Annotated in this window: 29 protein-coding genes; 20 read left to right on the plus strand and 9 right to left on the minus strand. The window is 72.5% G+C overall.

Features of this window, described 5'->3' with window-relative positions; translation table 11 throughout:
• The first annotated feature begins 310 nt into the window (after positions 1 to 310).
• The gene (locus E2C06_RS28545; protein ID WP_241671514.1) at positions 311 to 796 is read left to right on the plus strand and encodes a CarD family transcriptional regulator; all 486 of its coding nucleotides are present in this window, start codon (positions 311 to 313) and stop codon (positions 794 to 796) included.
• A 60-nt stretch (positions 797 to 856) separates the two neighbouring features.
• On the opposite strand, the gene E2C06_RS28550 is transcribed toward E2C06_RS28545, so the two are convergent.
• Entirely contained in the window at positions 857 to 2,056 is a 1,200-nt protein-coding gene (locus E2C06_RS28550; RefSeq protein ID WP_133291986.1) for an MFS transporter, read from the minus strand.
• Positions 2,057 to 2,199: 143 nt separating this feature from the next.
• On the opposite strand from E2C06_RS28550, the gene E2C06_RS28555 reads away from it, so the two are divergent.
• Positions 2,200 to 2,634: a DUF6481 family protein gene (locus E2C06_RS28555; protein ID WP_133291987.1), complete on the plus strand. Its 435-nt coding sequence runs from the start codon at positions 2,200 to 2,202 to the stop codon at positions 2,632 to 2,634.
• A gap of 187 nt (positions 2,635 to 2,821) precedes the next feature.
• Here the strand turns inward: E2C06_RS28555 and E2C06_RS28560 are convergent, their stop codons facing one another.
• From E2C06_RS28560 to E2C06_RS28580, 5 genes are all read right to left on the minus strand, one after another.
• Positions 2,822 to 3,151, minus strand: a complete 330-nt coding sequence (locus E2C06_RS28560; RefSeq protein WP_133291988.1) for a hypothetical protein — start codon at positions 3,149 to 3,151, stop codon at positions 2,822 to 2,824.
• A gap of 77 nt (positions 3,152 to 3,228) precedes the next feature.
• Positions 3,229 to 3,441, minus strand: a complete 213-nt coding sequence (locus E2C06_RS28565) for a hypothetical protein (RefSeq protein WP_133291989.1) — start codon at positions 3,439 to 3,441, stop codon at positions 3,229 to 3,231.
• A 244-nt stretch (positions 3,442 to 3,685) separates the two neighbouring features.
• Positions 3,686 to 4,135, minus strand: a complete 450-nt coding sequence (locus E2C06_RS28570; protein ID WP_277751887.1) for a YbaN family protein — start codon at positions 4,133 to 4,135, stop codon at positions 3,686 to 3,688.
• Complete coding sequence (locus tag E2C06_RS28575; RefSeq protein WP_133291990.1) at positions 4,132 to 4,821, minus strand: DJ-1/PfpI family protein; 690 nt, start codon at positions 4,819 to 4,821, stop codon at positions 4,132 to 4,134. The genes E2C06_RS28570 and E2C06_RS28575 overlap by 4 nt, the downstream gene beginning before the upstream one ends.
• Entirely contained in the window at positions 4,818 to 5,408 is a 591-nt protein-coding gene (locus E2C06_RS28580) for an HPP family protein (RefSeq protein ID WP_133291991.1), read from the minus strand. Before E2C06_RS28580 ends, E2C06_RS28575 begins: the two co-directional genes overlap by 4 nt.
• A 185-nt stretch (positions 5,409 to 5,593) precedes the next feature.
• Between E2C06_RS28580 and E2C06_RS28585 the strand changes: the two genes are divergently transcribed.
• The 7 genes from E2C06_RS28585 (at position 5,594) to E2C06_RS28615 (ending at position 12,839) form a co-directional block, all read left to right on the plus strand.
• Positions 5,594 to 6,292: a hypothetical protein gene (locus tag E2C06_RS28585; RefSeq protein WP_193560517.1), complete on the plus strand. Its 699-nt coding sequence runs from the start codon at positions 5,594 to 5,596 to the stop codon at positions 6,290 to 6,292.
• A 12-nt stretch (positions 6,293 to 6,304) separates the two neighbouring features.
• On the plus strand, positions 6,305 to 7,378 hold the full coding sequence (locus tag E2C06_RS28590) for a hypothetical protein (protein WP_133291992.1): 1,074 nt from the start codon (positions 6,305 to 6,307) through the stop codon (positions 7,376 to 7,378).
• The gene (locus E2C06_RS28595) at positions 7,375 to 9,099 is read left to right on the plus strand and encodes a Dyp-type peroxidase (protein WP_133291993.1); all 1,725 of its coding nucleotides are present in this window, start codon (positions 7,375 to 7,377) and stop codon (positions 9,097 to 9,099) included. The genes E2C06_RS28590 and E2C06_RS28595 overlap by 4 nt, the downstream gene beginning before the upstream one ends.
• 127 nt (positions 9,100 to 9,226) lie before the next feature.
• Positions 9,227 to 9,736, plus strand: a complete 510-nt coding sequence (locus E2C06_RS28600) for a winged helix-turn-helix transcriptional regulator (RefSeq protein WP_133291994.1) — start codon at positions 9,227 to 9,229, stop codon at positions 9,734 to 9,736.
• Complete coding sequence (locus tag E2C06_RS28605; protein ID WP_133291995.1) at positions 9,733 to 11,148, plus strand: MATE family efflux transporter; 1,416 nt, start codon at positions 9,733 to 9,735, stop codon at positions 11,146 to 11,148. Before E2C06_RS28600 ends, E2C06_RS28605 begins: the two co-directional genes overlap by 4 nt.
• Positions 11,149 to 11,238: 90 nt before the next feature.
• Positions 11,239 to 12,486, plus strand: a complete 1,248-nt coding sequence (locus E2C06_RS28610; RefSeq protein WP_133291996.1) for an ABC transporter substrate-binding protein — start codon at positions 11,239 to 11,241, stop codon at positions 12,484 to 12,486.
• A gap of 143 nt (positions 12,487 to 12,629) precedes the next feature.
• Positions 12,630 to 12,839, plus strand: a complete 210-nt coding sequence (locus tag E2C06_RS28615) for a hypothetical protein (protein ID WP_338324244.1) — start codon at positions 12,630 to 12,632, stop codon at positions 12,837 to 12,839.
• Positions 12,840 to 12,953: 114 nt separating this feature from the next.
• Here E2C06_RS28615 and E2C06_RS28620 read toward each other — a convergent pair whose 3' ends face one another.
• A complete protein-coding gene (locus E2C06_RS28620) occupies positions 12,954 to 13,535 on the minus strand; it encodes a hypothetical protein (RefSeq protein WP_133291997.1) in 582 nt (193 codons plus the stop codon).
• A gap of 254 nt (positions 13,536 to 13,789) precedes the next feature.
• Between E2C06_RS28620 and E2C06_RS28625 the strand changes: the two genes are divergently transcribed.
• The 8 genes from E2C06_RS28625 (at position 13,790) to E2C06_RS28660 (ending at position 21,512) form a co-directional block, all read left to right on the plus strand.
• Positions 13,790 to 15,034: a Zn-dependent hydrolase gene (locus E2C06_RS28625; RefSeq protein ID WP_133291998.1), complete on the plus strand. Its 1,245-nt coding sequence runs from the start codon at positions 13,790 to 13,792 to the stop codon at positions 15,032 to 15,034.
• Between the two features lie 123 nt (positions 15,035 to 15,157).
• Complete coding sequence (locus E2C06_RS28630; RefSeq protein WP_133291999.1) at positions 15,158 to 15,391, plus strand: hypothetical protein; 234 nt, start codon at positions 15,158 to 15,160, stop codon at positions 15,389 to 15,391.
• Positions 15,392 to 15,600: 209 nt separating this feature from the next.
• On the plus strand, positions 15,601 to 15,840 hold the full coding sequence (locus E2C06_RS28635) for an acyl carrier protein (RefSeq protein WP_133292000.1): 240 nt from the start codon (positions 15,601 to 15,603) through the stop codon (positions 15,838 to 15,840).
• Positions 15,841 to 15,871: 31 nt separating this feature from the next.
• On the plus strand, positions 15,872 to 17,155 hold the full coding sequence (fabF, locus tag E2C06_RS28640) for a beta-ketoacyl-ACP synthase II (RefSeq protein ID WP_277751886.1): 1,284 nt from the start codon (positions 15,872 to 15,874) through the stop codon (positions 17,153 to 17,155).
• A gap of 81 nt (positions 17,156 to 17,236) precedes the next feature.
• The gene (mltG, locus tag E2C06_RS28645; RefSeq protein ID WP_241671516.1) at positions 17,237 to 18,232 is read left to right on the plus strand and encodes an endolytic transglycosylase MltG; all 996 of its coding nucleotides are present in this window, start codon (positions 17,237 to 17,239) and stop codon (positions 18,230 to 18,232) included.
• Positions 18,233 to 18,517: 285 nt separating this feature from the next.
• On the plus strand, positions 18,518 to 19,633 hold the full coding sequence (locus tag E2C06_RS28650) for a hypothetical protein (protein WP_133292001.1): 1,116 nt from the start codon (positions 18,518 to 18,520) through the stop codon (positions 19,631 to 19,633).
• 12 nt (positions 19,634 to 19,645) lie between these two features.
• A complete protein-coding gene (locus E2C06_RS28655) occupies positions 19,646 to 20,407 on the plus strand; it encodes an N-acetylmuramoyl-L-alanine amidase (RefSeq protein WP_133292002.1) in 762 nt (253 codons plus the stop codon).
• 109 nt (positions 20,408 to 20,516) lie between these two features.
• A complete protein-coding gene (locus E2C06_RS28660; protein WP_206664728.1) occupies positions 20,517 to 21,512 on the plus strand; it encodes an alpha/beta fold hydrolase in 996 nt (331 codons plus the stop codon).
• Between the two features lie 145 nt (positions 21,513 to 21,657).
• Here the strand turns inward: E2C06_RS28660 and E2C06_RS28665 are convergent, their stop codons facing one another.
• On the minus strand, positions 21,658 to 21,816 hold the full coding sequence (locus tag E2C06_RS28665) for a DUF6726 family protein (RefSeq protein ID WP_133292003.1): 159 nt from the start codon (positions 21,814 to 21,816) through the stop codon (positions 21,658 to 21,660).
• Between the two features lie 49 nt (positions 21,817 to 21,865).
• Entirely contained in the window at positions 21,866 to 22,606 is a 741-nt protein-coding gene (locus E2C06_RS28670) for an ABC transporter ATP-binding protein (protein WP_133292004.1), read from the minus strand.
• On the opposite strand from E2C06_RS28670, the gene E2C06_RS28675 reads away from it, so the two are divergent.
• Genes E2C06_RS28675 through E2C06_RS28685 form a run of 3 tightly spaced genes read left to right on the plus strand, consistent with a single transcriptional unit; the run spans position 22,605 to position 24,111 of the window.
• Positions 22,605 to 23,288 carry an arylesterase gene (locus E2C06_RS28675; protein WP_133292005.1) on the plus strand — a complete coding sequence of 228 codons (684 nt, stop codon included), beginning with the start codon at positions 22,605 to 22,607 and terminating at the stop codon, positions 23,286 to 23,288. The genes E2C06_RS28670 and E2C06_RS28675 overlap by 2 nt on opposite strands.
• A gap of 15 nt (positions 23,289 to 23,303) precedes the next feature.
• Positions 23,304 to 23,840: an RNA 2',3'-cyclic phosphodiesterase gene (thpR, locus tag E2C06_RS28680; protein ID WP_193560518.1), complete on the plus strand. Its 537-nt coding sequence runs from the start codon at positions 23,304 to 23,306 to the stop codon at positions 23,838 to 23,840.
• A 25-nt stretch (positions 23,841 to 23,865) separates the two neighbouring features.
• Complete coding sequence (locus tag E2C06_RS28685; protein WP_133292006.1) at positions 23,866 to 24,111, plus strand: hypothetical protein; 246 nt, start codon at positions 23,866 to 23,868, stop codon at positions 24,109 to 24,111.
• Positions 24,112 to 24,182: the final 71 nt, after the last annotated feature.

The raw sequence follows: 24,182 nt of genomic DNA on the forward strand, positions 1-24,182 counted from the left end.
GGCGCAGGCCCCGCCGCCGAGGCCCGCCGCCCCGGCCGCGAAGCCCGCGGCGAAGCCGGCCATGGCGGCACCGCCGCCGAAGGCCGCCGCCAGCCGCAGCGCCGAAGCCGGCCGCGCCGCCCCCGCCATGACAAGCCCCAATTCGCCACCCCCGGCCCCGCCGGTGGCGGCGAAGCCCGCTTCCCCCGGCCTTGCCGAGGCGCAGGCACCCGCCCCTCTCCCCGCTCCCGTGCCGCCCGTCCATGCCCATGGCATGACGGTCCGGCGCGACGGGCCCCATTCACCTCCTCCGAGACAGCCGTCGAAACACGTGGAATTCAAAGCCGGCGACCATGTCGTCTACCCGACCCATGGGGTCGGGACCGTGCAGGGCATCGAATCGATGTCCGCCGCGGGTCATACCTTGCAGGTCATCGTCGTCACCTTCGATGAGAACCGGATGACGCTGCGCGTCCCGGTCGGCAAAGCATCCTCCTCCGGCCTCCGCAAGCTCGCCTCGGAGGAGGCGATGAAGGAAGCCCTCGACACGCTGAAGGGCCGGGCTCGCATCAAGCGCACCATGTGGTCCCGGCGCGCCCAGGAATACGAGGCGAAGATCAACTCCGGCGATCCGGTGGCGATCGCCGAGGTGGTCCGCGACCTTCACCGCAATGCCGGCCAGCCGGACCAGTCCTTCTCCGAGCGGCAGATCTACGAGCAGGCGATGGACCGCCTGGCCGCCGAACTCGCCGCCATCGACCGCACGGACAAGGCGGGCGCCACGGAGAAGCTGCTGCAGCACCTGAAGGCAGCCTGACCGCTCAACCCCGACCGCGAAGCGGCCGGCCCCGGGCAATCGGGCCGGCCGTTTCCAATTCTACCGCCGGCCCAGCCGCACGCTCAGCGCCAGGATCCCGGCCGCGGCCAGGGCGAAGGCCGCCGGCGCGCCGAAGCCGCCGATCGCCAGCCCGACCAGCACCGGCCCCAGCGACTGCCCGCCGAAGAAATGGAAGGCGTGCAGCGCCACGGCCGAGCCGCGCGCCTCGGGCGCCACCTCGGTCACCCGGGTCTGGATCGAGTTGTGGATCATGTAGAAGCCGGTACCGAGCAGCAGCCCGGCGGCGATGAAGACCGTCGCCAGCGGCGCGAAGGCGAAGCCCAGCAGCGCCGCCGCCGCGAGCGCCCCGCCGAGCCGCACCATGCGCGACTGGCCGATCCGCGCCAGCAGCGGCCGCGCCATCGCGGCATAGACGAAGCCGCCGGCGCCGAAGGCCGCCACCGCCAGGCCCGCTTCCAGGCTCGCCCCGCCGCCGCTGCCGAGCCCACGCGCCTGCAGCACCGGCGCCAGGTAGGGGAAGGTGCCGAAGACGAAAATGCCCTCGAGGAAGACCGCGAGATACAGGATGCGGGCCGCCGGCAGGCCGAGGATGAACCGGTAGCGCCGCAGCGCCTGCACCGGCTCGAACCGCCGGCGCGGCTCGGGCGGGCCGCCGAAGGGGATGAGGAAGAGCAGGATCGCCGCCAGCAGCGCGACGCCGCCGCACAAGCCCAGCACCCCGCGCCAGCCCATGATGGGCGCCAGCACGCCGGCCAGGGCGCCGCCGGCGATCTGCCCGGCGATGGCGAAGACCACGACGCGGCTGAGCGCCACCTGGCGGTCCTCGATCGGCACCGCATCGGCGACCGTGGCGAGGGTCAGCGGCATGATGCCGCCGGCGGCGATCCCGGTCAGCGCCCGCAGCAGCGTCAGCGTGCCGAGATCCGGCGAGAGCGGCGCCAGCAGCGCGAAGAAGGAGAGCAGCAGCAACGCCGCCCGGATGATCCGCCGCTTGCCCAGCGCATCGCCCACCGGCCCGAGGATCGGCTGGATCAGCGCGAAGGGCACCGCGAAGGCGGTCGCCAGCAGCGCCACCCGGTCGGTCGAGGTGGCGAATTCCGCGGCGATGGTCGGCACGAAGGGATCCGTCGCGCGCACGCTGAGCGCGCCGGCGAAGGAGGCGAGGCCGAGCAGGAGAATGAGGCGCCGGGTCGATCCGGGCGCGGCACCCGGCATCGTGCCGGCGTTGGGGGACGGCATCGGCCCGGTATGCGCCGCAGCGCAGCAACCGGCAATCGCCGCGACCCGTGCGGTGTCCGCGGGCCGGCCCCGAGGCATCGGCATGGCTGGCCCGCTTCCGAGCGGGCTAGCCGCGCGCCCCGGTCCTGTTCTAGAAAGCACGCATGAATGCTCGCAAGTACGACAATTTCAATGACCGGCTGACCACCCAGGCGAAGGCCAAGCAGGCCGTCCTGGAACGCTTCAAGGCCCGCCCCGGGCTGGACGACCCGAAGGTCCAGGAAAAGCTGGCCCAGCAGAAGGCGATCGCCGAGGCGCGCGACGCCCGCATCGCCGAACGGAAGGCCGCGCGCGAGGCCGAGGCCGCCCGCCTGGCCGCCGAGGCCAAGGCCCGTGCCGAGGCGGAGGCCGCCGAGGCCCGCGCCAAGGCGGCCCGCGAGGCCGAGGAGGCGGCGAATGCCGCCCGCAGCGAGGCCGAGCAGCGCGAGCGCGCGATCCAGCTCGACGCCGAGAAGAAGGCCCGTGCCCTGGCGCTGGCGGCCGAGCAGAAAGCGGCGCGCGACGCCCGCTACGCGGCCCGCAAGGCGCGCCAGCGCTGAATTCCTGCCGGGTGGGATGAGGCAGGGCCGGGGAGAGGGTTCTCTCCCCTTGAATGCCTTGCGTCCGATCCCGCATCTGTTTGCGTCGGCCGGCACCCGCCATGCGATGGGTGCCGGGGCCACGACGGGCGATGCAGCGGCTTGGGGAGGCATCGCCCTGTCCTCCCCGATCTTCGTCTTCGGCGGCCTATCGCCGCTTCGGCCCGCCGCCCATGCCGGCGAAGACCCTGGCATCCAGGTTCTCCCGCATCAGCATGGTGAAGCCGGGAATGGTATCGAGCCCGAGGCCGCGCGGCAGCCCGGTCTCCTCGTCGGCCTCGACCTTGGCATAGGCCGCGCCGGAGACCTTCTCCCACTTCCCGGCCGGCTTCTTCACCTCGATGTTCACCACCGTCGCCTTCAGGTCCATGCGGACGATGGCTTCCGTCGGCCGCGACGGCTTGGTGAGGCTGGGCTTGCCGGCGATCATCTGCCAGCCATTCGCCAGCGCCCAGGCTTTCAGCTCCTCGGCGGTCATCGGTCGAACTCCCCGGGGCAGGGCCTGATTGAGCCGGCGATTCACGCCCCGGGTGGTCCACCCAGGGCGATCGCGGGCTAGCGCCGCGCCTTGCCCTTCTGGATCTCGCGCTCGATCGCGCTGCGCTCGCTGGCGCCGGACCGGCGGATGATCTCGCGGATGATGGCCGGCGTCACGCGGTGGCGCTTGGCCAGGTAGGCGACCTCCTCCTCCATCTGGGCTGGGTCGATCGGCTGGGCGGAATCGGCTTTCGCCGGACTATGTGCCACGGGAATACGTCCTGTCGTCATGGCCCCGGCCTCCCGGGGCGATTCATCGCGCCGCGATCGGGCGATCGCGGCGTCCTCTGGTCAGGTATGGGTCCTATGTGGGACGCCCGCCTTGCCTTTGCCTGCCATCCGCCCCCGGCGCCGCCTGCGCCAGGCGCAGGGGTGGCTCCCGCTGGCACGATGGCTGGCGATCTTGCCCTGGCGGGCATGGCACACCTGGCCCGGTTTCGTCCTCCTGCGGCACTGCGGGGTCAACCCGCGGCGCTCAGGACCCTCCGGGTGCAGAATGCGACGGACGGGTCAGAATGTACACTGCCACGGCGGCCATGCAGCCCCCGGCGATGACCGAGGCCAGCAGGTCGCGGAAGATCGCGGCGACCATCAGCCAGCCCAGCGCCATCCCGCCGAGCGCCGCCCGCTTGGCGCGGGGGCCGATGCTGCCATGGTCCTCCCAGTGCCGGAGCGTGGCGCCGAAGCGGGGATGCGCCCGCAGCCGGGCCCGCAGGCGCGGGCTGGCGCGGCCGAAGGCCCAGGCGGCGACGATGAGGAAGACGGTGGTCGGCATCACCGGCAGCACCGCGCCGATGGCGGCCAGCACCAGGCACAGGTAGCCGAGGCCGAGCAGCAGGATCCGGTTCGGCCCGCGGGCGGCCGCGGCCCCGGCGGGCGGCTCGGCTGCCGCCGGCAGGTCGGGGGGCGCCTCGGCCAGGGTCAGGCCGCCAGCCGGGCGGCGACGCGGGCCACCAGCGCCTCTCGCTCCGCCCGCATCCCGGCGCCGCGGGCCTGCGCCGCCGCCAGCACCGCGGCGGGGGCGGTGGCCGGGTCGCCGGCCTGAAAGGGTGGGGCCGGGGCATATTCGATCTGCAGCTGGACCGCCTGCGCTGCCTCCGGCCCGGCGATCTCGGCCAGGATGGTGAGCGCGAAGTCGATCCCGGCGGTGACGCCGCCGCCGGTGACGAGGTTGCCGTCCCGCACCACCCGCGCCTGCACCGGCACGGCGCCCAACGCCGCGAGGAAGTCGTGGCTGGCCCAATGCGTGGTGGCGCGGCGGCCGCGCAGCAGCCCGGCCGCCCCCAGCACCAGCGCCCCGGTGCAGACCGAGGTCACCCAGCGCGCCCCCGGCGCCTGGGCCCGGAGGAAATCGAGCACCGCCTCGTCCTCCATCAGCGGCGCGACGCCGGGGCCGCCGGGGATGCAGATCAGGTCGAGCTGCGGGCAATCCGCCATGGCGGTATCGGCCAGCACGGTCAGCCCGGTATCCGAGCGCACCGGCCCGGCCTGCTTCCAGACGGTCCGCACCGTGGCGCCGGGCAGCCGCGACAGCACCTCGAAGGGCCCGGTGAAGTCGAGCTGGGTGAGCCGGGGGAAGAGCAGGAAGCCGATGGTCAGGGACTCAATCATGTGCGCTTTCCCCCGGGGTTCGCGGCCGAGTCTGGCACGGCCCGGCGGCGCGGCGAAGCCTTCCGGAACCGCGGCCAGGGGCCGGCGCCCCAGGGCCGCGCGAGGTTGTTGACCAGGAAGGCCGCGCCGAACAGCACCGCCAGGCCCGGCAGCAGCGGCGCGACGAGGAAGCCCGGCCCGGCCTGCTCGGCAAAGACGACGAGCGGGTTGGCGCCGGCCGGGGAATGGATGGTGCGCGTCGCCGTCATGGCGGTCAGCGCGGCGCCGACCGCCGCCGCCGCCCAGAGCTCGACCGGTCCGCCGAAGCCGAGATGGCCGGCGCGGAAGGCCAGCCCGACCAGCGTCGCCAGCAGGTGCCCGCCGAGGAAGCTGCGCGGCTGCGCCATGACCCCGCGCGCCATGCCGAAGAGGATGACGCAGGACCCGCCGAGCGAGGGCAGCAGCCAGGGATGGTCGGTGAGCCGCAGCAGCGCGACGCAGCCGAGCAGCGCGCCGGTGGTGCCGAGGAAGCCGGCCAGCAGGCGCTGCGGGGCGGGGCGGCGACGGCGCCCCGGCGGGCGCGGCGGATGATCGGCGGGCTGGCGCATGCCGTCCGATGCTGCGCCGGCGCTGCGCCGGCCGCCATCCCCCGGGATCCGTCGCCCGGCGGATGGGCGCGCCGCGGCGGTGTGCGCCGGAACACGGCGACGGCATGCAATATTCTTGTATCCCCAATTCCTCCGGAGCACGGTCCGGTCCTCGGACGTCGCCCGGGGCGGGCGGGGAGGGAGCCATGTCGAACATCGCCGGCAAGGCCTATGCGATGAACGTGCTGACGCCGATCCGGCCGGGCTTCCGGACCTGGCTGACGCGGCTGATCTTCTGGATCTCGCATTCGGCGCCGAGCCAGCTGGCCGGGCTGCTCGGGCTGAAGTTCATCCACTTCGCCCGCTGGGTGGTGATCCGCCGCGCCGACTGGCCGCATGTCAGCCCCGACCAGCCGAAGCCCGCCGCCGCGCTGCGGAACGACTACATGCTCTTCCTCAGCAACTTCAACGGCACCTGGGACCAGTACATCGACGCCTTCGCCGACGGCATCCCGACCGGGCTCGACTTCCTCTGGTACACCAGCACGAAGTACCCGCATTCGATCCCGATCGCCGCCTTCAAGGACTACATCGCGGCGAACCAGATCCAGACCGGCTACTACTACAACGCGACCCCCGGCGCGGCGCAGCGCGACATCGTCCAGGCGCTGCAGCTGCGCGACGCGCTGGTCGCGCTGGCGCGGGAGCACCCGGCCGCCGAGCCCGCCGCCTTCGCGATCAAGTACAACCAGATGCTCGCCGACCGGCAGAAGGCCTTCGGCGCCCATGGCATCGCGCCCGCCGCCTCGCCGGCGACCGAGCGCGCGGAGGCGGCCCGCCGCCGCTACTTCGACCGCAGCCAATGGCTGCCCGGCGCGCCGCGCCCCGACCAGGCGACGGGCTGAGGAGGCGGACCCATGCCGAACTACGATGGCGGCCACTATTTCCTGACGATGCTCGCGCCGGTGCGGCTCGGCACGACGGCGGGATCGCAGCGCTATTCCTGGCGTCAGACGCTGCTCGACACGCTGGCGACGCTGCCGAATTCGCAGGTGGGCGTGACCACCCGGGACGACGAGGCGCAGAGCCCCTTCACCCGCAACACCATGACCCACCTGGCGCGCTTCGTGCTGATCGACGCGCCGCCCTACAACGGCCGCATCTCCGGCGATTCGCTGCTGGCCAAGCTGCGCCGGGTCGACCCCACGGTGCACCAGCCGGTCGACGGGCTCGCCACGCCCTTCCTGCTCTTCGCCGCCGACTTCGACGCGGCGGACGGCTCGGAGGCCTCGCTGCGGGCCTTCACCGACCGGCTCTGGGCGACGATGCGGCCGGAGCTGACGCGGATCTTCGCCTGCTGCTACGGCTTCGACGCGGCGACCGTCACCTCCGCCGAGGCCTTCTTCCGCTACGTCAGGGCCTGCCAGGTCGAGACCACCTTCCCCTTCAACGACTACTGGCGGCCGGCCGACCTGGCGCGGATGCCGGCCGACCTGGCGCTGCCGACCGCGGCGCTCGGCGCGGTCGGACGTCATGCGAAGCCGATCCTGGCGGCGCTCGGCCTCTGGCTGGCCTGCTTCCTCTACGCCGCGCTCGGCCGCGACAGCCAGGCGCACGACGCGGCCGCCTGGGTGGCGCGCTGGGGCGGGCTGGCGGTGCTGCTCGTGCTGCTCGGGCTCGGCGGCTACCTGGCCTGGCTCTACAACGCCTTCAAACGGAAGGCGCGGGTGCCCTTCCCGCGCGGCGCGCAGCTGCCGGACGTGCTGAAGTCGATCTACCTGCAGCAGCGCTTCCTGGAGTTCGTCATCGAGAACCAGGGCCGCGACCCGGCCGCGCTGCATGCCGCCTTCGGCCGCTTCCTGCGCGACCACGACCCGGCGAGCGAGGCGGCGCCGACCCAGCCGCCCGGCCTCATCCGCAGCGGACCGCAGCCGGCCGCCGCGCCGGCCGCCCGCACGGTGCCGGCCGCCACCGAGGGAGCCGTGGCATGAGCACGCTCGACCTGCACGACATCCAGGGCAACATCCACCGCCCCTATGGCCGCTACGGCTTTCCCTATGCCCGCTACTTCCTGTTCCACGTCAACCGCGACCGGCATGATCCGCGGCGCTGGGACAGCGAGATCGGCCGCTGGCTGGTCGACCAGATCCGCCCGGCCGTCACCACCGCCGAGCCCTGGCGCAACGGCGACACGCCGGCGGACGCGCCGGTGCGCGACAAGCCGGCGGTGACGCTGAACATCGCCTTCACCTGGGCCGGGCTGACCGCGCTCGATCTGCCGGTCTCGACCCTCAGGCTGATGCCGGACGAGTTCATCGAGGGCATGGCGGCGCGCAACACGATCCTCGGCGACCTCGAGGCGAGCGCGCCGGGGAATTGGGACGCGGTCTGGCGCGACGCGACCCGCGCGGACGACAAGGCGGTCCATCTCTGGGTCTCGCTCAACGCCCAGGCCGATCCGGCGACCGGCCGGCCGGTGCCGGAGCTCGAGGTCTGGACGCGCTGGCTGGTCGGGCTGCCCGAGCATCCCTTCGCCCGCGGCCGCATCGCGCTGCTGCGCGGCCATGGCCGGCGGCCGGATGGCCGCGGCCCGGCGGAGGACCGCTGGCAGGACTCCGGCACCATCATGGAGGCCGGCCCGGACGGCGTGCTGCTGCCGACGCCGCGCGAGCCCTTCGGCTTCACCGACGGCATCTCCGACCCGGTCTTCGCCGGCCAGGACGTGCTGGACGACGACCCCGGCGCGGCCATCGGCTCGGGCAAGATCAGGCCCGGCCCCTTCGATCCGGCGAGGAGCTGGGCGCCGCTGGCGGCGGGCGAGTTCCTGCTCGGCCAGGCCAGCGAGGGGCAGGAGCTGCCGGTCGCCTCGGTGCCCGGCAACTTCATGCGGAACGGCACCTTCATGGCGCTCCGCAAGCTGCACCAGAACACCGCCAGCTTCGCCCGCGCCATGACGCAGCACGCGGCGGCCTTCGGCCGCACCGCCGGCATCGACGACCCGGACGAGGCGCGGGAGACGCTGATGGCGAAGATGGTCGGCCGCTGGCCGAGCGGCGTGCCGCTGGTGGTCGCCCCGACCAGGGATGCCGAGCGGAGCTTCATGGCGCCCTACCTGCCGGCGCTGCTGAAGGCCAGGGCGCGGCTGCCGCTCGATGCGGCGGAACGGGCGCTGGTCGCGGAGTTCGGGGCCAGGCTGCGGAACTACCGCTACGCCGAGGATCCGGCGGGGGTGCGATGCCCGCTCGGGGCGCATGTGCGGCGGGTCAATCCGCGCGACATGCTCGACCCCGACCCCAGGCCGGGCGAGGCCTCGACCCAGCTGACCAACCGGCGGCGGATCCTGCGCCGCGGCATGCCCTACGGCGACACCTCGCCGGCCGGCAGCGCGGACGACAGGGCGGAGCACGGCGTCTTCATCATGGCGCTCTGCACCAGCCTGTTCCGCCAGTTCGAGTTCATCCAGCAGCAATGGCTGCACTACGGGCTCGACCTCGACAGCGGCAACGACGCCTGCCCGATCACCGGACGGCGGGACCCCCGCAACCCGCTGGCCAACAAGTTCGTCGTGCAGTCGGACCCGCAGACCGGCCGGCCGCCCTACATCGCCGCCGACCTGCCGCTCTTCGTCGAGACGCATGGCGGCGAGTACTTCTTCGTCCCGAGCATCACCGCCCTGCGGATGATGGCCATGGGCTCGGTCGACCCGACCTGAGGGCAGGGCCGGCGGTCCGGCCCTGCCCACCGGCCCTTGCGCCCAGTGGCGGCCGCGGCGCCCCGGCCGGCGGTCGCCCGCCGCAAGTGACTTGCATGCTGATAGTGGCTTGGCCTAGGGTGCCGCCATGCGCCGCACCAGCTTCGATTCCATGCCCTGCCCCATCGCCCGCTCGCTCGAACGGGTCGGGGAGTGGTGGAGCATCCTGATCCTGCGGGACGCCTTCGCCGGCCTGACCCGGTTCGAGGAATTCCAGGACAGCCTCGGCATCGCCCCCAACATGCTGACCCGCCGGCTGACCGCCCTGGTCGAGGACGGGCTGCTCGAGCGCCGCCGCTACTCCGAGCGCCCGCCGCGGCACGAATACGTCCTGACCGAGCGCGGCCGCGACTTCCGCCCGGTGCTGCTGGCGATGATGGCCTGGGGCAACCGCCACTTCGCCCCGGAAGGCGCCAGCGTGCAGCTCGTCGATGCCCGGACCGGCACGCCGGCCGAGCCCGTGCTGGTCGACCGCGCCAGCGGCCGGCCGATCACCGGCCCCGACTTCGTCATCGCCCCCGGCCCCGCCGCGGGGGAGGCGACGCGCCGCCGCCTCGCCCGGCGCGGCTCCCCGGATTCCGCAAAGGACGCGTCATGACCGCCGTCACCGCCGCCGCGCCTGCGCCTGCCGCCGTCACGGCCCCCGCCGCGGCAATGAACCCGCGCACGCGGCTGCTGCTGCACGGGCCGGTGCTGCCGACCCTGCTGCGCCTGGCCTGGCCGAACACGCTGGTCATGCTCGCCCAGGCCTCGGTCGGGCTGATCGAGACCTGGTGGGTCGGCCATCTCGGCACCGCGGCGCTGGCCGGCATGGCGCTGGTCTTCCCCGGCTTCATGATGATGCAGATGCTCTCGGGCGGGGCGATGGGCGGCGGCATCGCCTCGGCCATCGCCCGCGCCCTCGGCGCCGGCCGGCGCGACGACGCCGACGCGCTGGTGCTGCACGCGCTGGTCATCAACGGCCTGCTCGGGCTGGCCTTCTCCGGCCTGGTCATCGGCTTCGGCCCGGCGATCTACCGGAGCCTGGGCGGGGAGGGCGCCTCGCTGGAGGCGGCGCTGGCCTATTCCGACGTGGTCTTCGCCGGCGCCGTGCTGGTCTGGCTCTACAACGCCTTCGCCAGCGTGCTGCGCGGCACCGGCAACATGATGCTGCCCTCGCTCGCCGTGGTGCTCGGCGTCGCGCTGCTGATCCCGCTCTCGCCGTTGCTGATCTTCGGCTGGGGGCCGGTGCCCGCGCTCGGCGTCGCCGGCGCCGGCTGGGCGGTGGTGATCACCTCGGCGCTGACCACGGCGCTGCTCGGCTGGGCGGTGGTCTCCGGCCGCAGCATCGCCCGCTTCCGCCTGGCGCCGCTGCGTGCCGCGATGTTCGCCGACATCCTGAAGGTCGGCGCCGTCGCCTCGCTCTCCACCTTCCAGACCACCGCGACGGTGGCGCTGACCACGGCGCTGGTCGCCGCCGCGGGCGGGCCGGACGCGATCGCCGGCTACGGCACGGGCAACCGGCTCGAGTACCTGCTGATCCCGCTGGTCTTCGGCCTCGGCGCGCCGCTGGTGGCGCTGGTCGGCACCAATATCGGCGCCGGGCAGGGCAGGCGGGCGCTGCGCATCGCGCTGACCGGCGGCGCCGTCGCCTTCCTGCTGACCGAGACGGTGGGGCTCGCCGCGGCGATCTGGCCGGAGGCCTGGCTCGGCCTCTTCGGCGACGACCCGGCGATGCTGGAGACGGGCGCGGCCTATCTGCGGGTGGTCGGGCCGACCTATGGCTTCTTCGGGCTCGGCCTCTCGCTCTATTTCGCCTCGCAGGGCGCCGGGCGGCTGCTCTGGCCGTTGCTGGCGGGGCTGCTGCGGCTGGTGATCGCGGTGGCCGGCGGCTACGCGGCGCTGGTGCTGACGGGGTCGCTCGCCTGGGTCTTCGCCGCGCTGGCGGTGGCGCTCGTCGCCTATGGCACGCTGATCGTCTCGGTCATCGCCTCCGGCGCCTGGTTCCGCGGCGGCGAGGGCCGCGGCTGACGCTTCCGCTTCCCCTTGGCGGTCCCGATGCCATAGCCTCCCCGGGACAGGCGGTGCGGCAGACACCGCCGCCGAGGGGGAGGTGACATCATGGCCGATCTGAACCGCAGGACCCTGTTGCAGGCGGCGGCCCTGCCGGCGCTGGGCGGGCTGCCCTTCCGCCGCGCCCGCGCCCAAGGGACGAACAATCCGGCGAACACCATCAAGCTCGGCCTGCCGGTCGACATGTCCGGCATGTACCGCGACGTCACCGGCCAGACCTCGGTCGCCGCGGCGCGCCAGGCGATCCAGGATTTCGGCCAGCGCGGGTTCAACGTGGAACTCGTCTTCGCCGACCACCAGAACAAGCCGGATGTCGGCGTCAACATCGCCCGCCAATGGTTCGACCGCGACGGCGTGGACTGCCTGGTGGACATCGCCACCTCCTCCGTCGCGCTCGCCGCCAACGACATCTGCCGGGAGAAGAACAAGGTCCACATCAACAGCTCGGCCGCGAGTTCGGACCTGACCGGCATCCGCTGCTCGCCCAACATGGTGCACTGGACCTACGACACCTGGATGCTGGCCAACTCGGTCGGCGGCGCGACGGTCCGGGCGGGCGGCGACAGCTGGTACTTCATCACCGCCGACTATGCCTTCGGCCATGCGCTGGAACGCGATACCGGCGGCTTCGTCAAGGCGGCGGGCGGCAAGATCCTCGGCAGCGTGCGGACGCCCTTCCCGGGAACGTCCGACTTCTCCTCCTTCCTGGTGCAGGCGCAGGCGAGCGGCGCCAAGGTGATCGGGCTGGCCAATGCCGGGACGGACACGACCAACTGCGTCAAGCAGGCGGCGGAGTTCGGCCTGACCCGGCGCGGCATCCGCCTCGCCTCCCTGCTGCTCTTCATCACCGAGGTGCATTCGCTCGGCCTCCGCACCGCGCAGGGGCTGATCGTGACCGAGAGCTTCTACTGGGACCTCAACGACCGGACGCGCGCGCTGACCGCGCGCGTCAGGCCGCAGATCGGCAATGCCGGCTTCGCCAGCACCCATGCCGGGACCTATGCCGGCACGCTGCACTACCTGAAGGCGGTGGCCGACATGGGCGTCGCCGCGGCCAAGGCCTCGGGCGCCGAGGCCGTCGCGCGGATGAAGGCGATGCCGACCGACGACGACGCCTTCGGCCCCGGCCGCATCCGCGAGGACGGCCGCAAGCTGCACCCCGCCTATCTCTTCGAGGTCAAGAAGCCGGAAGAGAGCAAGGCTCCCTGGGACTACTACAAGCTGCTGCAGACCACGCCGGCCGAAGACGCCTTCCGGCCCCTGGGCCAGGGGGGATGCCCGCTGGTCAAGGCCTGACCCGCTGGCAGCGCCGGCGACCCGCGCCCCGGGTGTTTTCACCCCGGGCGATCGCGGGGTAGACCGGCCGCCTTCCAAGGAACCGAGGCGGCATGAGGGGCACCAACTAGCGCATCGATGGCAAGCTGCTGTGGGACAGCCTGATGGCCATGGCGGAGATCGGCGCGACACCGAAGGGCGGCGTGAAGCGGCTGACCCTGACCGAGGTGGACAAGGCCGGCCGCGACCGCTTCCGCGGCTGGTGCGAGGCGCTCGGCCTGGCCGTCCGGGTGGATGCGATCGGCAACATGTTCGCCCGGCGGCCAGGGCGCAACCCGTCGCGGCTGCCCGTCCTCATGGGCAACCGCGGATGACGCGGCCGGGCCGCAGGGCCCATGTCAAGCCCGCGCCGCAACGACCATCGCTCGCCGCACCCGACCCGCCTAGCGTCCGAGGCGTACCAAGGTTCATCCTGCGTGCGCCTGGTATCAGACAAACCAGTCCGAGGCGACGAAGCCGCCCGAGCTCTGCATGGCCGCGCCGTGCCCGTGATCCGCGTCTTCGCGGTGCGGCGCATGGCCATGCCCGCCACGATGATCTTGATGCAGGACAACCGCGGCGAAGTGCGCCGGCAGCTCGGTGTCCCCCGCACTGATGCCCGGTACGAAGGGCGGGGTGGAGAAGAATTCAAGGTAGGTGGCAGGCGTTAGGAAATCGGCGAAGAAAGGGTTGGCGAAGGTGCCGTCCTCAAGCTCGTAGCCGAAGCCATTGCCCGTGAGCTGGGTGCCGTCCGCCCGGATCAGGTTGTCGACCGCAAAGGGTTCATTGCCCGGGATTGCCATGCCCGCGGGTTCGAGGGCGATGATCGCCTCGCCGTTGCGTTCGCCGGTGATGCCGGTGATCCGGTAGAACCCGTCCGCATCGGCCAGCGCTGTGGTGGTCAGTAGGCCACGGGCGGAAAAGCCATCGCCCGCATAGCTCCAGTGCCAAACCAGCGTCGCGTGGTCGGCCGGTCCGGCCGGGAGGTCGGGGCCGGCATCCGGCGGCGCATCCTTCTGCGGTCGCAGCATGGCCTCGCCACGATCGTGACCCTCCGAGGATGCGGCATTTTCACCGCGGCATGGGCCAGTCATTTGCTCCTCCCGCATTGTCGGTGCGCATCAAAAAGATAGGCTACTGGATGCGAGCCTAGAACGGATCGCCGGCGGAGGTGAACCCCGGTCGCGTCGACCCGCCCGGCCGCCCGCGCGCGGACCTTGCCAGCGGCACCATTCGATGGTGAGGGAACTGCGGCGCCGCGCGCGCCTGACGGATACGAGGCGGCATGAGCGGCACCAACCAGCGCATCGACGGCAAGCGGCTGTGGAACAGCCTGATGGCCATGGCCGAGATCGGCGCGACGCCGAAGGGCGGCGTGAAGCGGCTGACCCTGACCGAGGTGGACCGCGCCGGCCGCGACCGCTTCCGCGGCTGGTGCGAGGCGCTCGGCCTGGCCGTCCGCGTCGATGCCATCGGCAACATGTTCGCCCGGCGGGAGGGGCGCGACCCCGGCCGCCTGCCGGTGCTGCTGGGCAGCCACCTCGACAGCCAGCCTTCCGGCGGCAAGTTCGACGGCGCGCTCGGCGTCATCGCCGGGCTCGAGGTGATGCGCAGCATGGCCGACCTCGGCATCGTGACCGAGGCGCCGGTCGAGCTGGTCAACTGGACCGACGAGGAAGGCAGCCGCTTCGGCCATTCCCTGATGGGCAGCGGCGCCTGGGCCGGGGTCTATCCGCTGGAGAAGGTCTATGCCCTGCAGGACGTGGACGGCGTCACGGTCGACCAGGCGCTGACCGCCATCGGCTACAAGGGCGGGCACCCCGCGGCCCCGTTCCCGGCCGATGCCTATTTCGAGCTGCATATCGAGCAGGGGCCGATCCTCGAGAAGGAAGGCAAGGCGATCGGCATCGTCACCGGCGCCCAGGCGCAGGTCTGGTACGACGCGGTGGTCACCGGCCAGGACGCCCATGCCGGCACCACCCCGCCCGCCGCTCGGCGCGACGCGCTGGTCTGCGCCGCCCGGATCATCGACCTGGTCGACCGCATGATGCGCGCGCGCGGGGAGGATGGGCGCGGCACCGTCGGCCAGCTGCACGTCCTGCCCAATAGCCGCAACGTCGTCCCCGGGGAGGTCCGCTTCAGCGTCGAATTCCGCCACCCCGACTTTGCCGAGATCGAGCGGCTTGCCGCGCAATTCCCGCGCGAGGCCGGCTTCCTCGCGCGCGACTGCGGCACGCCGTTGCAGCTCACGGAACTGTTCCGCCTGCCCGCCCAGCCCTTCGATGCCGGCTGCGTCGAGCTGGTCCGCCAGGCCGCGGCGCGGCTGGGCCTGCCGGCGCGGGAGATCGTCTCGGGCGCCGGGCACGACGCGGTCTACGTGGCCCGGTCCGTGCCGACCGCGATGATCTTCACCCCCTGCAAGGACGGGCTCTCCCACAACGAGGCCGAGAGCATCGAGCCGGAGGAGGCGGAGGCCGGCTGCCAGGTGCTGTTCGAGGCGGTGCTGGCCCGCGCCAACCGGGCATTGTGAGCCGCGGCCCCCTCTCCATCGCCTGAATGTTCGGGCTTCGGCGAGGCAACCTCCGCTAGGCTCGGCCGCTTTCTCCTCCAGCAGGCGAGGCGGCGGATGGCGCGCGTGGAAAAGCCCCCGGTCATGAGGCCCCAGGTTTCCCGGCGCCACGGCCCCCTCGGCGGCTGGCCGGACGGACCTTTCTGGCTGCTCGCCGCGGCCGCGGCCGCGGCGCCGGCGGCGGTGCTCGGCCAGGGGGGCACCCTGCAGGTGGCGATCCTCGCCGCCCTGGCCTGCCTTGCCACCCCGGGCGCGGCGATCGAGGCCATGCTGGGCCTCGCCCGGCTGGCCCTGGCGGTGGCGCCGCCGCCGCGCTAGAGATCCTGCAACAGGACCGGCGCCTCGGCTTTCTAGACGGGTGGGGCGTTGCGGACCGTGCGGCGGGGCTTGCAGGGGGGGTTGCCTCCCCGGCAAACACCGCCTAGGCCCGCTCCGGGTTCCGTGTTAAGCCCCCCGGCTCTTTGGGGAGCCCCGTCCCGGGGCCGCCAGGGTGCTGTCACGCGCCGCTATCAGGAGAACACCAGGCGATGAGCGATACCGCCGAGAAGGTTAAGAAGATCGTTGTCGAGCACCTGGGCGTGGAAGAGGCCAAGGTGACGAACGACGCCTCCTTCATCGACGACCTGGGCGCCGACAGCCTCGACACCGTCGAGCTGGTCATGGCCTTCGAGGAGGCCTTCGGCGTGGAGATCCCCGACGACGCCGCCGAGAAGATCACGACCGTGAAGGACGCGATCGCCTATATCGACGAGCACAAGGCGGCCTGAGAACGGCACGACAGGGACGGAGAGGCCAAGCGTGTTCGCTAACGGAGCCGCGCCGCGGCGTGTCGTCATCACCGGGATGGGCATCGCCTGCCCGCTCGGTCTCGGCGTGGAGCATGTCTGGAAGCGGCTGATCGCGGGCGACAGCGGCATCTCCGCCATCCAGTCCTTCGATACCAAGGACCTGCCGGCAAAGATCGCCGGCCAGGTGCCTGTCGGGTCCAAGGCCGACGGGAAGCTCGACCTCGCCGAGTGGATCCCGGTCAAGGACCAGAAGAAGATGGACCGCTTCATCCAGCTCGCCCTGGTGGCGGCGGTCGAGGCGGTCGAGGACAGCGGCTGGAAGCCCGAGGACGAGGAAGGCCGCTGCGCCACCGGCGTCATGATCGGCTCCGGCATCGGCGGCCTGCAGACGATCCACGAGGCCTCGCAGCACGTCGCCGCGGGCCGCACCAAGCGGATCTCGCCCTTCTTCATCCCCTCGGCGCTGATCAACCTGGCCTCCGGCCACGTCTCGATCCGCTACGGCTTCAAGGGTCCGAACCACTCGGTGGTGACGGCCTGCGCCACCGGCGTGCATGCGCTGGGCGACGCGGCGCGGCTGATCGCCTTCGGCGATGCCGACGTCATGGTCGCCGGCGGGGCCGAGGCCGCGGTTTCCGAGATCGGCATGGCGGGCTTCTGCGCCTCGCGCGCGCTGTCGACCGGCTACAACGACACCCCGCAGCAGGCCTCCCGCCCTTGGGACGAGGGCCGCGACGGCTTCGTCATGGGCGAGGGCGCCGGCGTCATGGTGCTCGAGGCGCTCGACCACGCGAAGGCGCGCGGTGCCAAGATCTACGGCGAGGTCATCGGCTACGGCATGTCGGGCGACGCCTACCACATCACTGCCCCCTCCGAGACCGGCGACGGCGCCTACCGCTCGATGCGCGCCGCGCTCAAGAGCGCAGGCGTCGCGCCCGCGGACGTCCAGTACGTCAATGCTCACGGCACCTCGACGCCGCTCGGCGACGATCTCGAGCTCGGCGCGGTGGAGCGGCTCTGGGGCGAGGCCGGCCGCGGCCTGGCCATGTCGTCCACCAAGTCGGCGATCGGCCACCTGCTCGGCGCCGCCGGCGCGGTCGAGGGCATCTTCTCGGTCCTGGCGATCCGCGACCGCGTCGCGCCGCCGACCGTGAACCTCGAGAAGGCCTCGCGCGAAAGCGTCATCGACCGCGTCGCCAAGGTGGCGCAGGAACGGCCGATCGAGGTCGCGCTGTCCAACAGCTTCGGCTTCGGCGGCACCAACGCCAGCATCGTCTTCCGCGCCGCGCCCTGAAAGGGCGCGGCTTGTCCGGCACCCGTGGCCGGATTGCGCGTTCGCGCGGGATGACGATGCATCCGTTCCGGTCCCCTTCCCATGACTAGGGCGTTGCGCCGGCTCGGCGTGGCGGTCCTGGCCCTTGCGGTGCTTGCGGGCCTTGCCGGCTGGCAGGCGCTCCGGCTTTATCGCGCGCCCGGGCCGCTTGCGGCCGCGGCGCAGGTGGTGGTGCCGCGCGGCGGGACCGAGGTCATCGCCGGCACCCTGCAGCAGGCCGGCGTCATCGCCGATGCCCGCACCTTCGCCGCCGCCGCCTGGGCGACGCGCGGGGAAGGCCCGCTGCGCGCCGCCGAATTCGCCTTCCCCCCCGGCGCCTCGCTCGCGCAGGTGCTGGAGGTGCTGCGGGCCGGCCGGCCGGTGCAGCGGCGGCTCACCATCCCGGAAGGGCTGACCGCGCGGCAGATCGTCGCGGTGCTGCAGGAAACTCCCGGCCTGACCGGCGAGGTCACCGCGCCCGAGGAGGGCGCCGTGCTGCCGGAGACCTATGCCTACCAATGGGGCGACGACCGCGCCGCGCTGTTGCGCCGGGCCGAGGGCGCCATGCTGGTCGCGCTCAACACCGCCTGGACGGAGCGGGCCGAGGGCCTGCCGCTCGCCACCCCGCGCGAGGCGCTGGTGCTGGCCTCGATCGTCGAGCGCGAGACGGCGCTGCCCGAGGAACGCCCGCGCATCGCCGCCGCCTTCCTGAACCGGCTGAAGCGCGGCATGCCGCTGCAGTCCGACCCGACCGTCGCCTATGCCGCGGCGGCGGGCGGGGCGCTGGACCGGCCGCTGAGCCGGGCCGACCTCGACCGCGACCATCCCTTCAACACCTATCGTATCCGCGGCCTGCCGCCGGGGCCGATCGCGGCGCCGGGAACGGCCTCCCTGCGCGCGGTGACCCGGCCGGCGGCGACCGAGGACCTCTACTTCGTCGCCGATGGCAGCGGCGGCCATGCCTTCGCCAGGACGCTCGAGGAGCACAACCGCAACGTGGCGCGGTGGCGCGAGATCGAGCGGCGCCGGGCGGACGGCGCGGCGCCAGCCGCCCGGTAGTCCTCGACCGTCCGGGGTGGAGACGCCCGGGGGAGGGACCGCCGGCCCGAGGATGAGCGGGCGTCGCGCCCCGCCCTGCATCCGCGCGCATGATCGCACCGGCCGGCGTGCGCTGGCGCACATGCAGGCGCGCCGGCCTCCCGCACGATCCGGTGCCGGGCTTCGCCAGGGGTCCCAGCGCGGCCTCCGGCAGACCGAACTCTCATCGATAGCCGCGACGACCGTTATTCATTCCCTCGACGCAAGAATTGCCGAAAACAGGGAACAACGAACATGTTGAAAACATTGGACGTACTGATCGGCCTGGCTGTCACGATGCTTGTGGTCAGCGTGGTCGTGACGATGATTACGCAATTCCTGACGAATATATTCAATCTGCGTGGGAATTGTCTGGTTGGTGGGGTCGCCAAGCTCATTTCCCTGTTGGATTCAGGCATTGGCCCGGCGGATGCGAGGAAGATCGCCCGCGACATCCTGTGCGACCCCCTCGTCGCCGCGCCAAGCCTCTTCGGCTTCCGGCGGCCCGGAGCGACCATCCACCGGGAGGAGCTCACCAAGCTGCTCCTCGACTTCGCCGCGCGATCACAGGGCCCCGGCCAGCCCAGCCCTTTGAACGCGAAGCTGGCCGCGTCGCTCGAGCAGAACGGCATCCCGGACCCTTCCCAGGCACTGCAGGACATCCGCACCCAGGCTCTCGAACTCGAGAAGACAAACCCCGAGCTCTCCAACAGCACGCGGGTCAACCTGGCGATCCTGCACCTGGCCAGCAGCAACTTCGTCGGCAAGCTGAACCACTGGTTCGACCAGACCATAGACCGGGTGTCCGACGCCTTCACCCTGCGGGTGCGCCTCTGCACGCTGCTCGCCGCGACCTTGGTCGCGCTCTGGCTCCAGTTGGACACGCTCGCCCTGGTCAACCGGCTGTCGGCGGACGACGCCCTCCGCCAGGCGGTGGTCGAGCGGGTCCTGGCCGACCCCGGCAAATTCGCGCCGCCCACTCCCGATCAATCCGAAGCCAACCAGGCGTGGCAGGAGGTCGCCGAGGCCTCCAGGAAGTACGTCACCGATCAGCTCGGCGACACCGACCTCGTGCGGATTCCCGCCTCCTTCGATGCCTGGCTGCAGGGCTGGACGACCGGGGCCACGCCGCTCGATCCCTGGCGGTCGAGGTTTGCCGGCGTCGTCCTCTCGATCGCCCTGCTCAGCCTCGGCGCGCCGTTCTGGTACGAACTGCTCAAGAACATGGTCAGGCTGCGGTCGCTGGTCGCGGGCAAGGACGATGCGCAACGCGAGGAACGCCAGACCACCCAGGCCGCGCCGGCCGCCGCGCCGGCCGCGGCGACGCAGTACTCACCGCTGACCGCCAAGGGCGAGGCGGGCAACCTCAACGCCATCGGCTGACGGGAGGCGCGCATGAAGGTCACCTGGAAGGGCTGCGCCGCGTCCAACTTCCGCGCCGGCAGGCCGCCCGGCTTCAAGCCCGAAGCCATCGTCATCCACATCATGGACGGCACGCTCGCCGGCACCGACAGCTGGTTCAACAATCCGGCGGCGCAGGTCTCGGCCCATTACGGCGTCGGGGTGGCCGGGCAGGTCCACCAGTACGTCAACGAAACCGACACCGCCTTTCACGCCGGCAAGGTGATCAAGCCGAGCTGGCAGGGGCTGAAGCAGGGGGTGAACCCGAACTTCTACACGATCGGCATCGAGCACGAAGGGCGTGGCGACGCCGCCTATCCGTGGGGCGCCCCGCAACTCGATGCCAGCCTCGCCCTGGTGGCCGAGGTCGCCAGGCGCTGGGGCATCCCCCTCGATGACCAGCACATCGTCTCCCATCACCAGATCCGCGCCGACAAGCCCTGTCCCGGCCGCAACTTCGACCTCGCGGATTATGTCGGGCGCCTGCGGCTCGTGCGGCCGCCCGCGGGCCCGAAGGCGATCGCGCAGGCCGCCCCGAGCCTGACGGCGGTCGCCCTGGCGCGGGTCCGGCAAGAACCGCGGGCGGACGCCGCGGTCGTCCAGGTGCTGTCCGAAGGGGCGAGCTTCGTGCCGACCGCCGTCATCGACGACGGCGAGCCATTGGGCGGCAATCCGCTCTGGTACGCGGACCTCAGCGATCCGGCGAAACCCGCCTATCTCTGGGCCGGCGCGACGGATCGGCCCTCGGGGATCTGATGCGGCGGGGCTTCGCGCCGGCGGGTGGGTCCGCGCCAGGAACCCCCCGCACCCCCGGCCGTTGGCACTTGCTGCAACGCAGCATCAGCTGCCCGGAGGACTTGCCCGCTTGACCTTTTTCCGCGCCACCACCGTGTCCGCCGCCGCCCGCATCCCCCTGGTCGGCGCTGCCGTCCTCGGCGCCCTTGCCGTGTTGAACGGCCTCGCCGCGAAGCGCGCCGAGCGGCGCCACCCGCCGCAGGGCCGCTTCGTCGAGGTCGATGGCGTCCGGCTGCACTACACCGACCGCGGCGAGGGCCCGCCGGTGCTGCTGGTGCACGGCAACCTGGTCAGCGGCGGGGACTGGGACAGCAGCGGCGTCACCGCCCAGCTGCTGCAGTCGGGCCACCGCGTCATCGCCTTCGACCGGCCCGGCTTCGGCCATAGCGACCGGCCGCGCGGCAAGCTCTGGACCTCCGAGGCGCAGGCCGGATTGCTGTTCAAGGCGACCGGGCAGCTTGGCGTGGAGCGGCCGGTGGTGGTCGGGCATTCCTGGGGCGCCATCGTGGCGCTGGCCATGGCGCTGCGGCACCAGGCCGACATCGCCGGTGCCGTGCTGGTCTCCGGCTACTACTTCTGGACACTGCGGCCGGACGTGCTGCCGGTGACGCTGGCCGCCATCCCGGGCCTCGGCGACATCCTGCGCTACACCGTCTCGCCGCTGCTCGGCCGGCTGATGCTGCCGCTGGCGAAGCGGGCGATGTTCTCGCCGCGCGAGGTGCCGGAGCGGTTCAGCGAGACCTATTCGGACGGGATGGCGCTGCGGCCCTCGCAGCTGCGCGCCACGGCCGACGACGGCGCGCTGATGATCCCGGGCGCGCTGGAGTTCCGCGACGAGCTCGGCAGCCTCGCCACGCCGACGGTCATCCTGGCCGGGGCGGAAGACAAGGTGGTGTTCAGCGACATGGCGGAGCGCCTGCACGCGGCGCTGCCGCACAGCATCCTGCACGTCGTGCGGGGCGCCGGGCACATGGTGCACTATGCGGTGCCGCGGCAGCTCGCGGCGACCATCGCGGCGGTGGCGCGGAGCGGCGCGTTGCCGGAGGTGACCGCGCAGGCAGCCTGATCAGAGCAGGCTTGGGGAGGGACCGGTATTCCCTCCCCAAGCCCCGCCCTTCCTCCTTGTGAGTCGGCACGCGTCGCACGGCAGATGCCAGGCCCGGAAAAGGATGGGGGGCCTGGGGGAGAATACTTTCCCCCCCCGGCCTTTATCAGTCGATCGCGTCGCCCACCGCATGGATCGGCGCGCCGATCGGCTTGCCGATCACCGGCACGACTGAGATGACGTCGCCCGTCACCCGGAAGGGCAGGGCGACCAGCCCGCAGCCCGAGAGCGTCAGGGCAGCGAGCAGCAGCAGGGCCATGCGCATGGCGGGTTCCTTTGCCGTTGAATGCGGAACGCCGCGTCCCGCATGCCGTTCAGCGCGGCGCATCCTCCACCACCCGGCCATCCTCCATCCGCACCACCCGGCCGCAGCGCGCCGCCAGGTGCTCGTCATGGGTGATCAGCAGCAGCGTGGTGCCGAGCCGCGCCTGCAGCCCGAAGAGAAGGTCCATCACCGCGATGCCGGTCGCGCGGTCGAGGTTGCCGGTCGGCTCGTCCGCCAGCAGCAGCGGCGGCTCGGCCACCGTCGCGCGGGCCAGCGCCACCCGCTGCTGCTCGCCGCCCGAGAGCTGCCCGGGATAGTGGCCGGTGCGCTGCGACAGCCCGACCGCCTCGAGCGCCGCCCGGGCGCGCTCGAAGGCGTCGCGGCGGCCGGCGAACTCCAGCGGGATCGCCACGTTTTCCAGCGCCGTCATGGTCGGGACGAGGTGGAAGGCCTGGAAGACGATGCCGACCGTCTCCCGTCGGAAGCGCGCCAGCGCGTCCTCGTCCATCCCGGCAAGCTCGCGGCCGGCGACGCGCAGCGCCCCGCCCGTCGGCTTCTCCAGCCCCGCCAGCAGCATGAGGAGCGAGGTCTTGCCCGAGCCCGAAGGCCCTACCAGCCCGACCGCCTCGCCGCGCCGGATGGTCAGGTCCACCCCGCGGAGAATGTTGACCTCCCCGGCCGCCCCCGCCACCCTGAACCGCAGGTCCCTGGCCGCGATGAGCGAGTCGGCTGCGTCGTCTCCGGCCAAGGGGCGGGGCAGGGATCGGGAGTGGCTTGCGATGCTGTCCATGGCGCCTTCTGGTTTCCGGGCTGCCGCTGGATATGGCCGTCGCGCCGCGCTGGGAACAGGCCTCGCCAGCGCCATCGCCGGTATCGGAGTGTTTCGGGCGGGCGCCGCCGGGCCCATCCGTCTGCTGGCGCTCGGCGACAGCCTGACCGCCGGCTACGGCCTGCCGCCGGGCCAGGGCTTCGTGCCGCGGCTGCAGGCCGAGCTCGCGGCGCGCGGCCGGGCGGTGCAGGTGATCGATGCCGGCGTCTCCGGCGACACCACCGCGGGCGGCCTGGCGCGGCTCGACTGGTCGCTGGCCGAGACCCCGCAGGCGGCGATCGTCGGGCTCGGCGGCAATGACGGGCTGCGCGGCCTGCCGCCGGCGCAGAGCCGGGCCAACCTGACCTCGATCCTGGACAAGCTGAAGGCCCGCGGCATCCCGGTGCTGCTGGCGGGGATGCTGGCGCCGCCCAATCTCGGCGCCGAATACGGCCGGGAGTTCGCCGCCGTCTTCACCGATCTCGCGCGGCAGCGGCCGGAGCTGGTCTTCTATCCCTTCTTCCTGGAAGGCGTGGCGGGCGACCCGGCGCTGAACCAGCCGGACGGGATCCACCCGAACGAGCGGGGGCTGGCGGAGATCCTCCGCCGCATGCTCCCCGCGGTCGAGACCTTGCTGGAGCGGGTGGCGAACCCGCCCGCCTGATGAGGAGACAGGTTCGTGATACGCCTCTTCGTCGCGCTCGCCCTGCCGGCCGCCATCAAGGCGCAGCTGGCGCTGCTCTCCGGCGGGATCCCCGGCGCCAGATGGGTGCCGCCGGAGAACTACCACCTGACGCTCCGCTTCATCGGCGAGGTCGAGAGCTGGCGGGCCGAGGAGGTGGACGAGGCGCTGGCCAATATCCGCGCCAAGCCCTTCGCGCTGTCGCTGCGCGGCGTCGGCACCTTCGAGAAGGCCGGGCGGATCAGCAGCCTCTGGGTCGGGGTCGAGAAGACCGAGCAGCTCGGCTTCCTGCAGACCAAGGTGGAGACCGCCCTGCAGCGGATCGGCCTGGAGCCGGAGCGCAAGCGCTTCGCCCCGCACGTGACCCTGGCGCGCACCGACCGGGCGGCGCCGGAGAAGCTGGTCGCCTTCGTCCAGGCGCACAACCTGTTCCGCCTGCCGCCGATGGCGGTGGAGCACTTCACGCTGTATTCCTCCCGCCTCGGCAAGGAAGCGGCGGTCTATGTGCCGGAGGTGGAGTACGAGCTGGCCTGAGGCGCAAAGCTTCGCGGCACGGGGCATGACCGCGCGGCGGCAGCTGGCCGTCCGCTTGGCGCTCGCGCTGGCGCTGCTGCTCGCCCCGTTCGGTGCCTGGCGGGCGGCACCCGCCGCGACCATCGCGATCTGCGCCGCCGGGGGCGGGGCGAAGCAGGTGCCCGACCCGATGGCGCCGGCCGTCCCGGCGCATGTCCATTGCGATGCCTGCCTGGTCGCGCCGCCCGCCATGCCGGTGCGGTCGGCATGGTCTCGCTCTCGGTGCCGATAAACCGGCTGGAGCCGACCGGGCAGGGCTTGGCCTTGCTGATGGCCATGGCGGTGATTGCCACCATCAGCGTC

This window comes from Dankookia rubra, from assembly GCF_004355005.1.
Taxonomy (GTDB): domain Bacteria; phylum Pseudomonadota; class Alphaproteobacteria; order Acetobacterales; family Acetobacteraceae; genus Paracraurococcus; species Paracraurococcus ruber_A.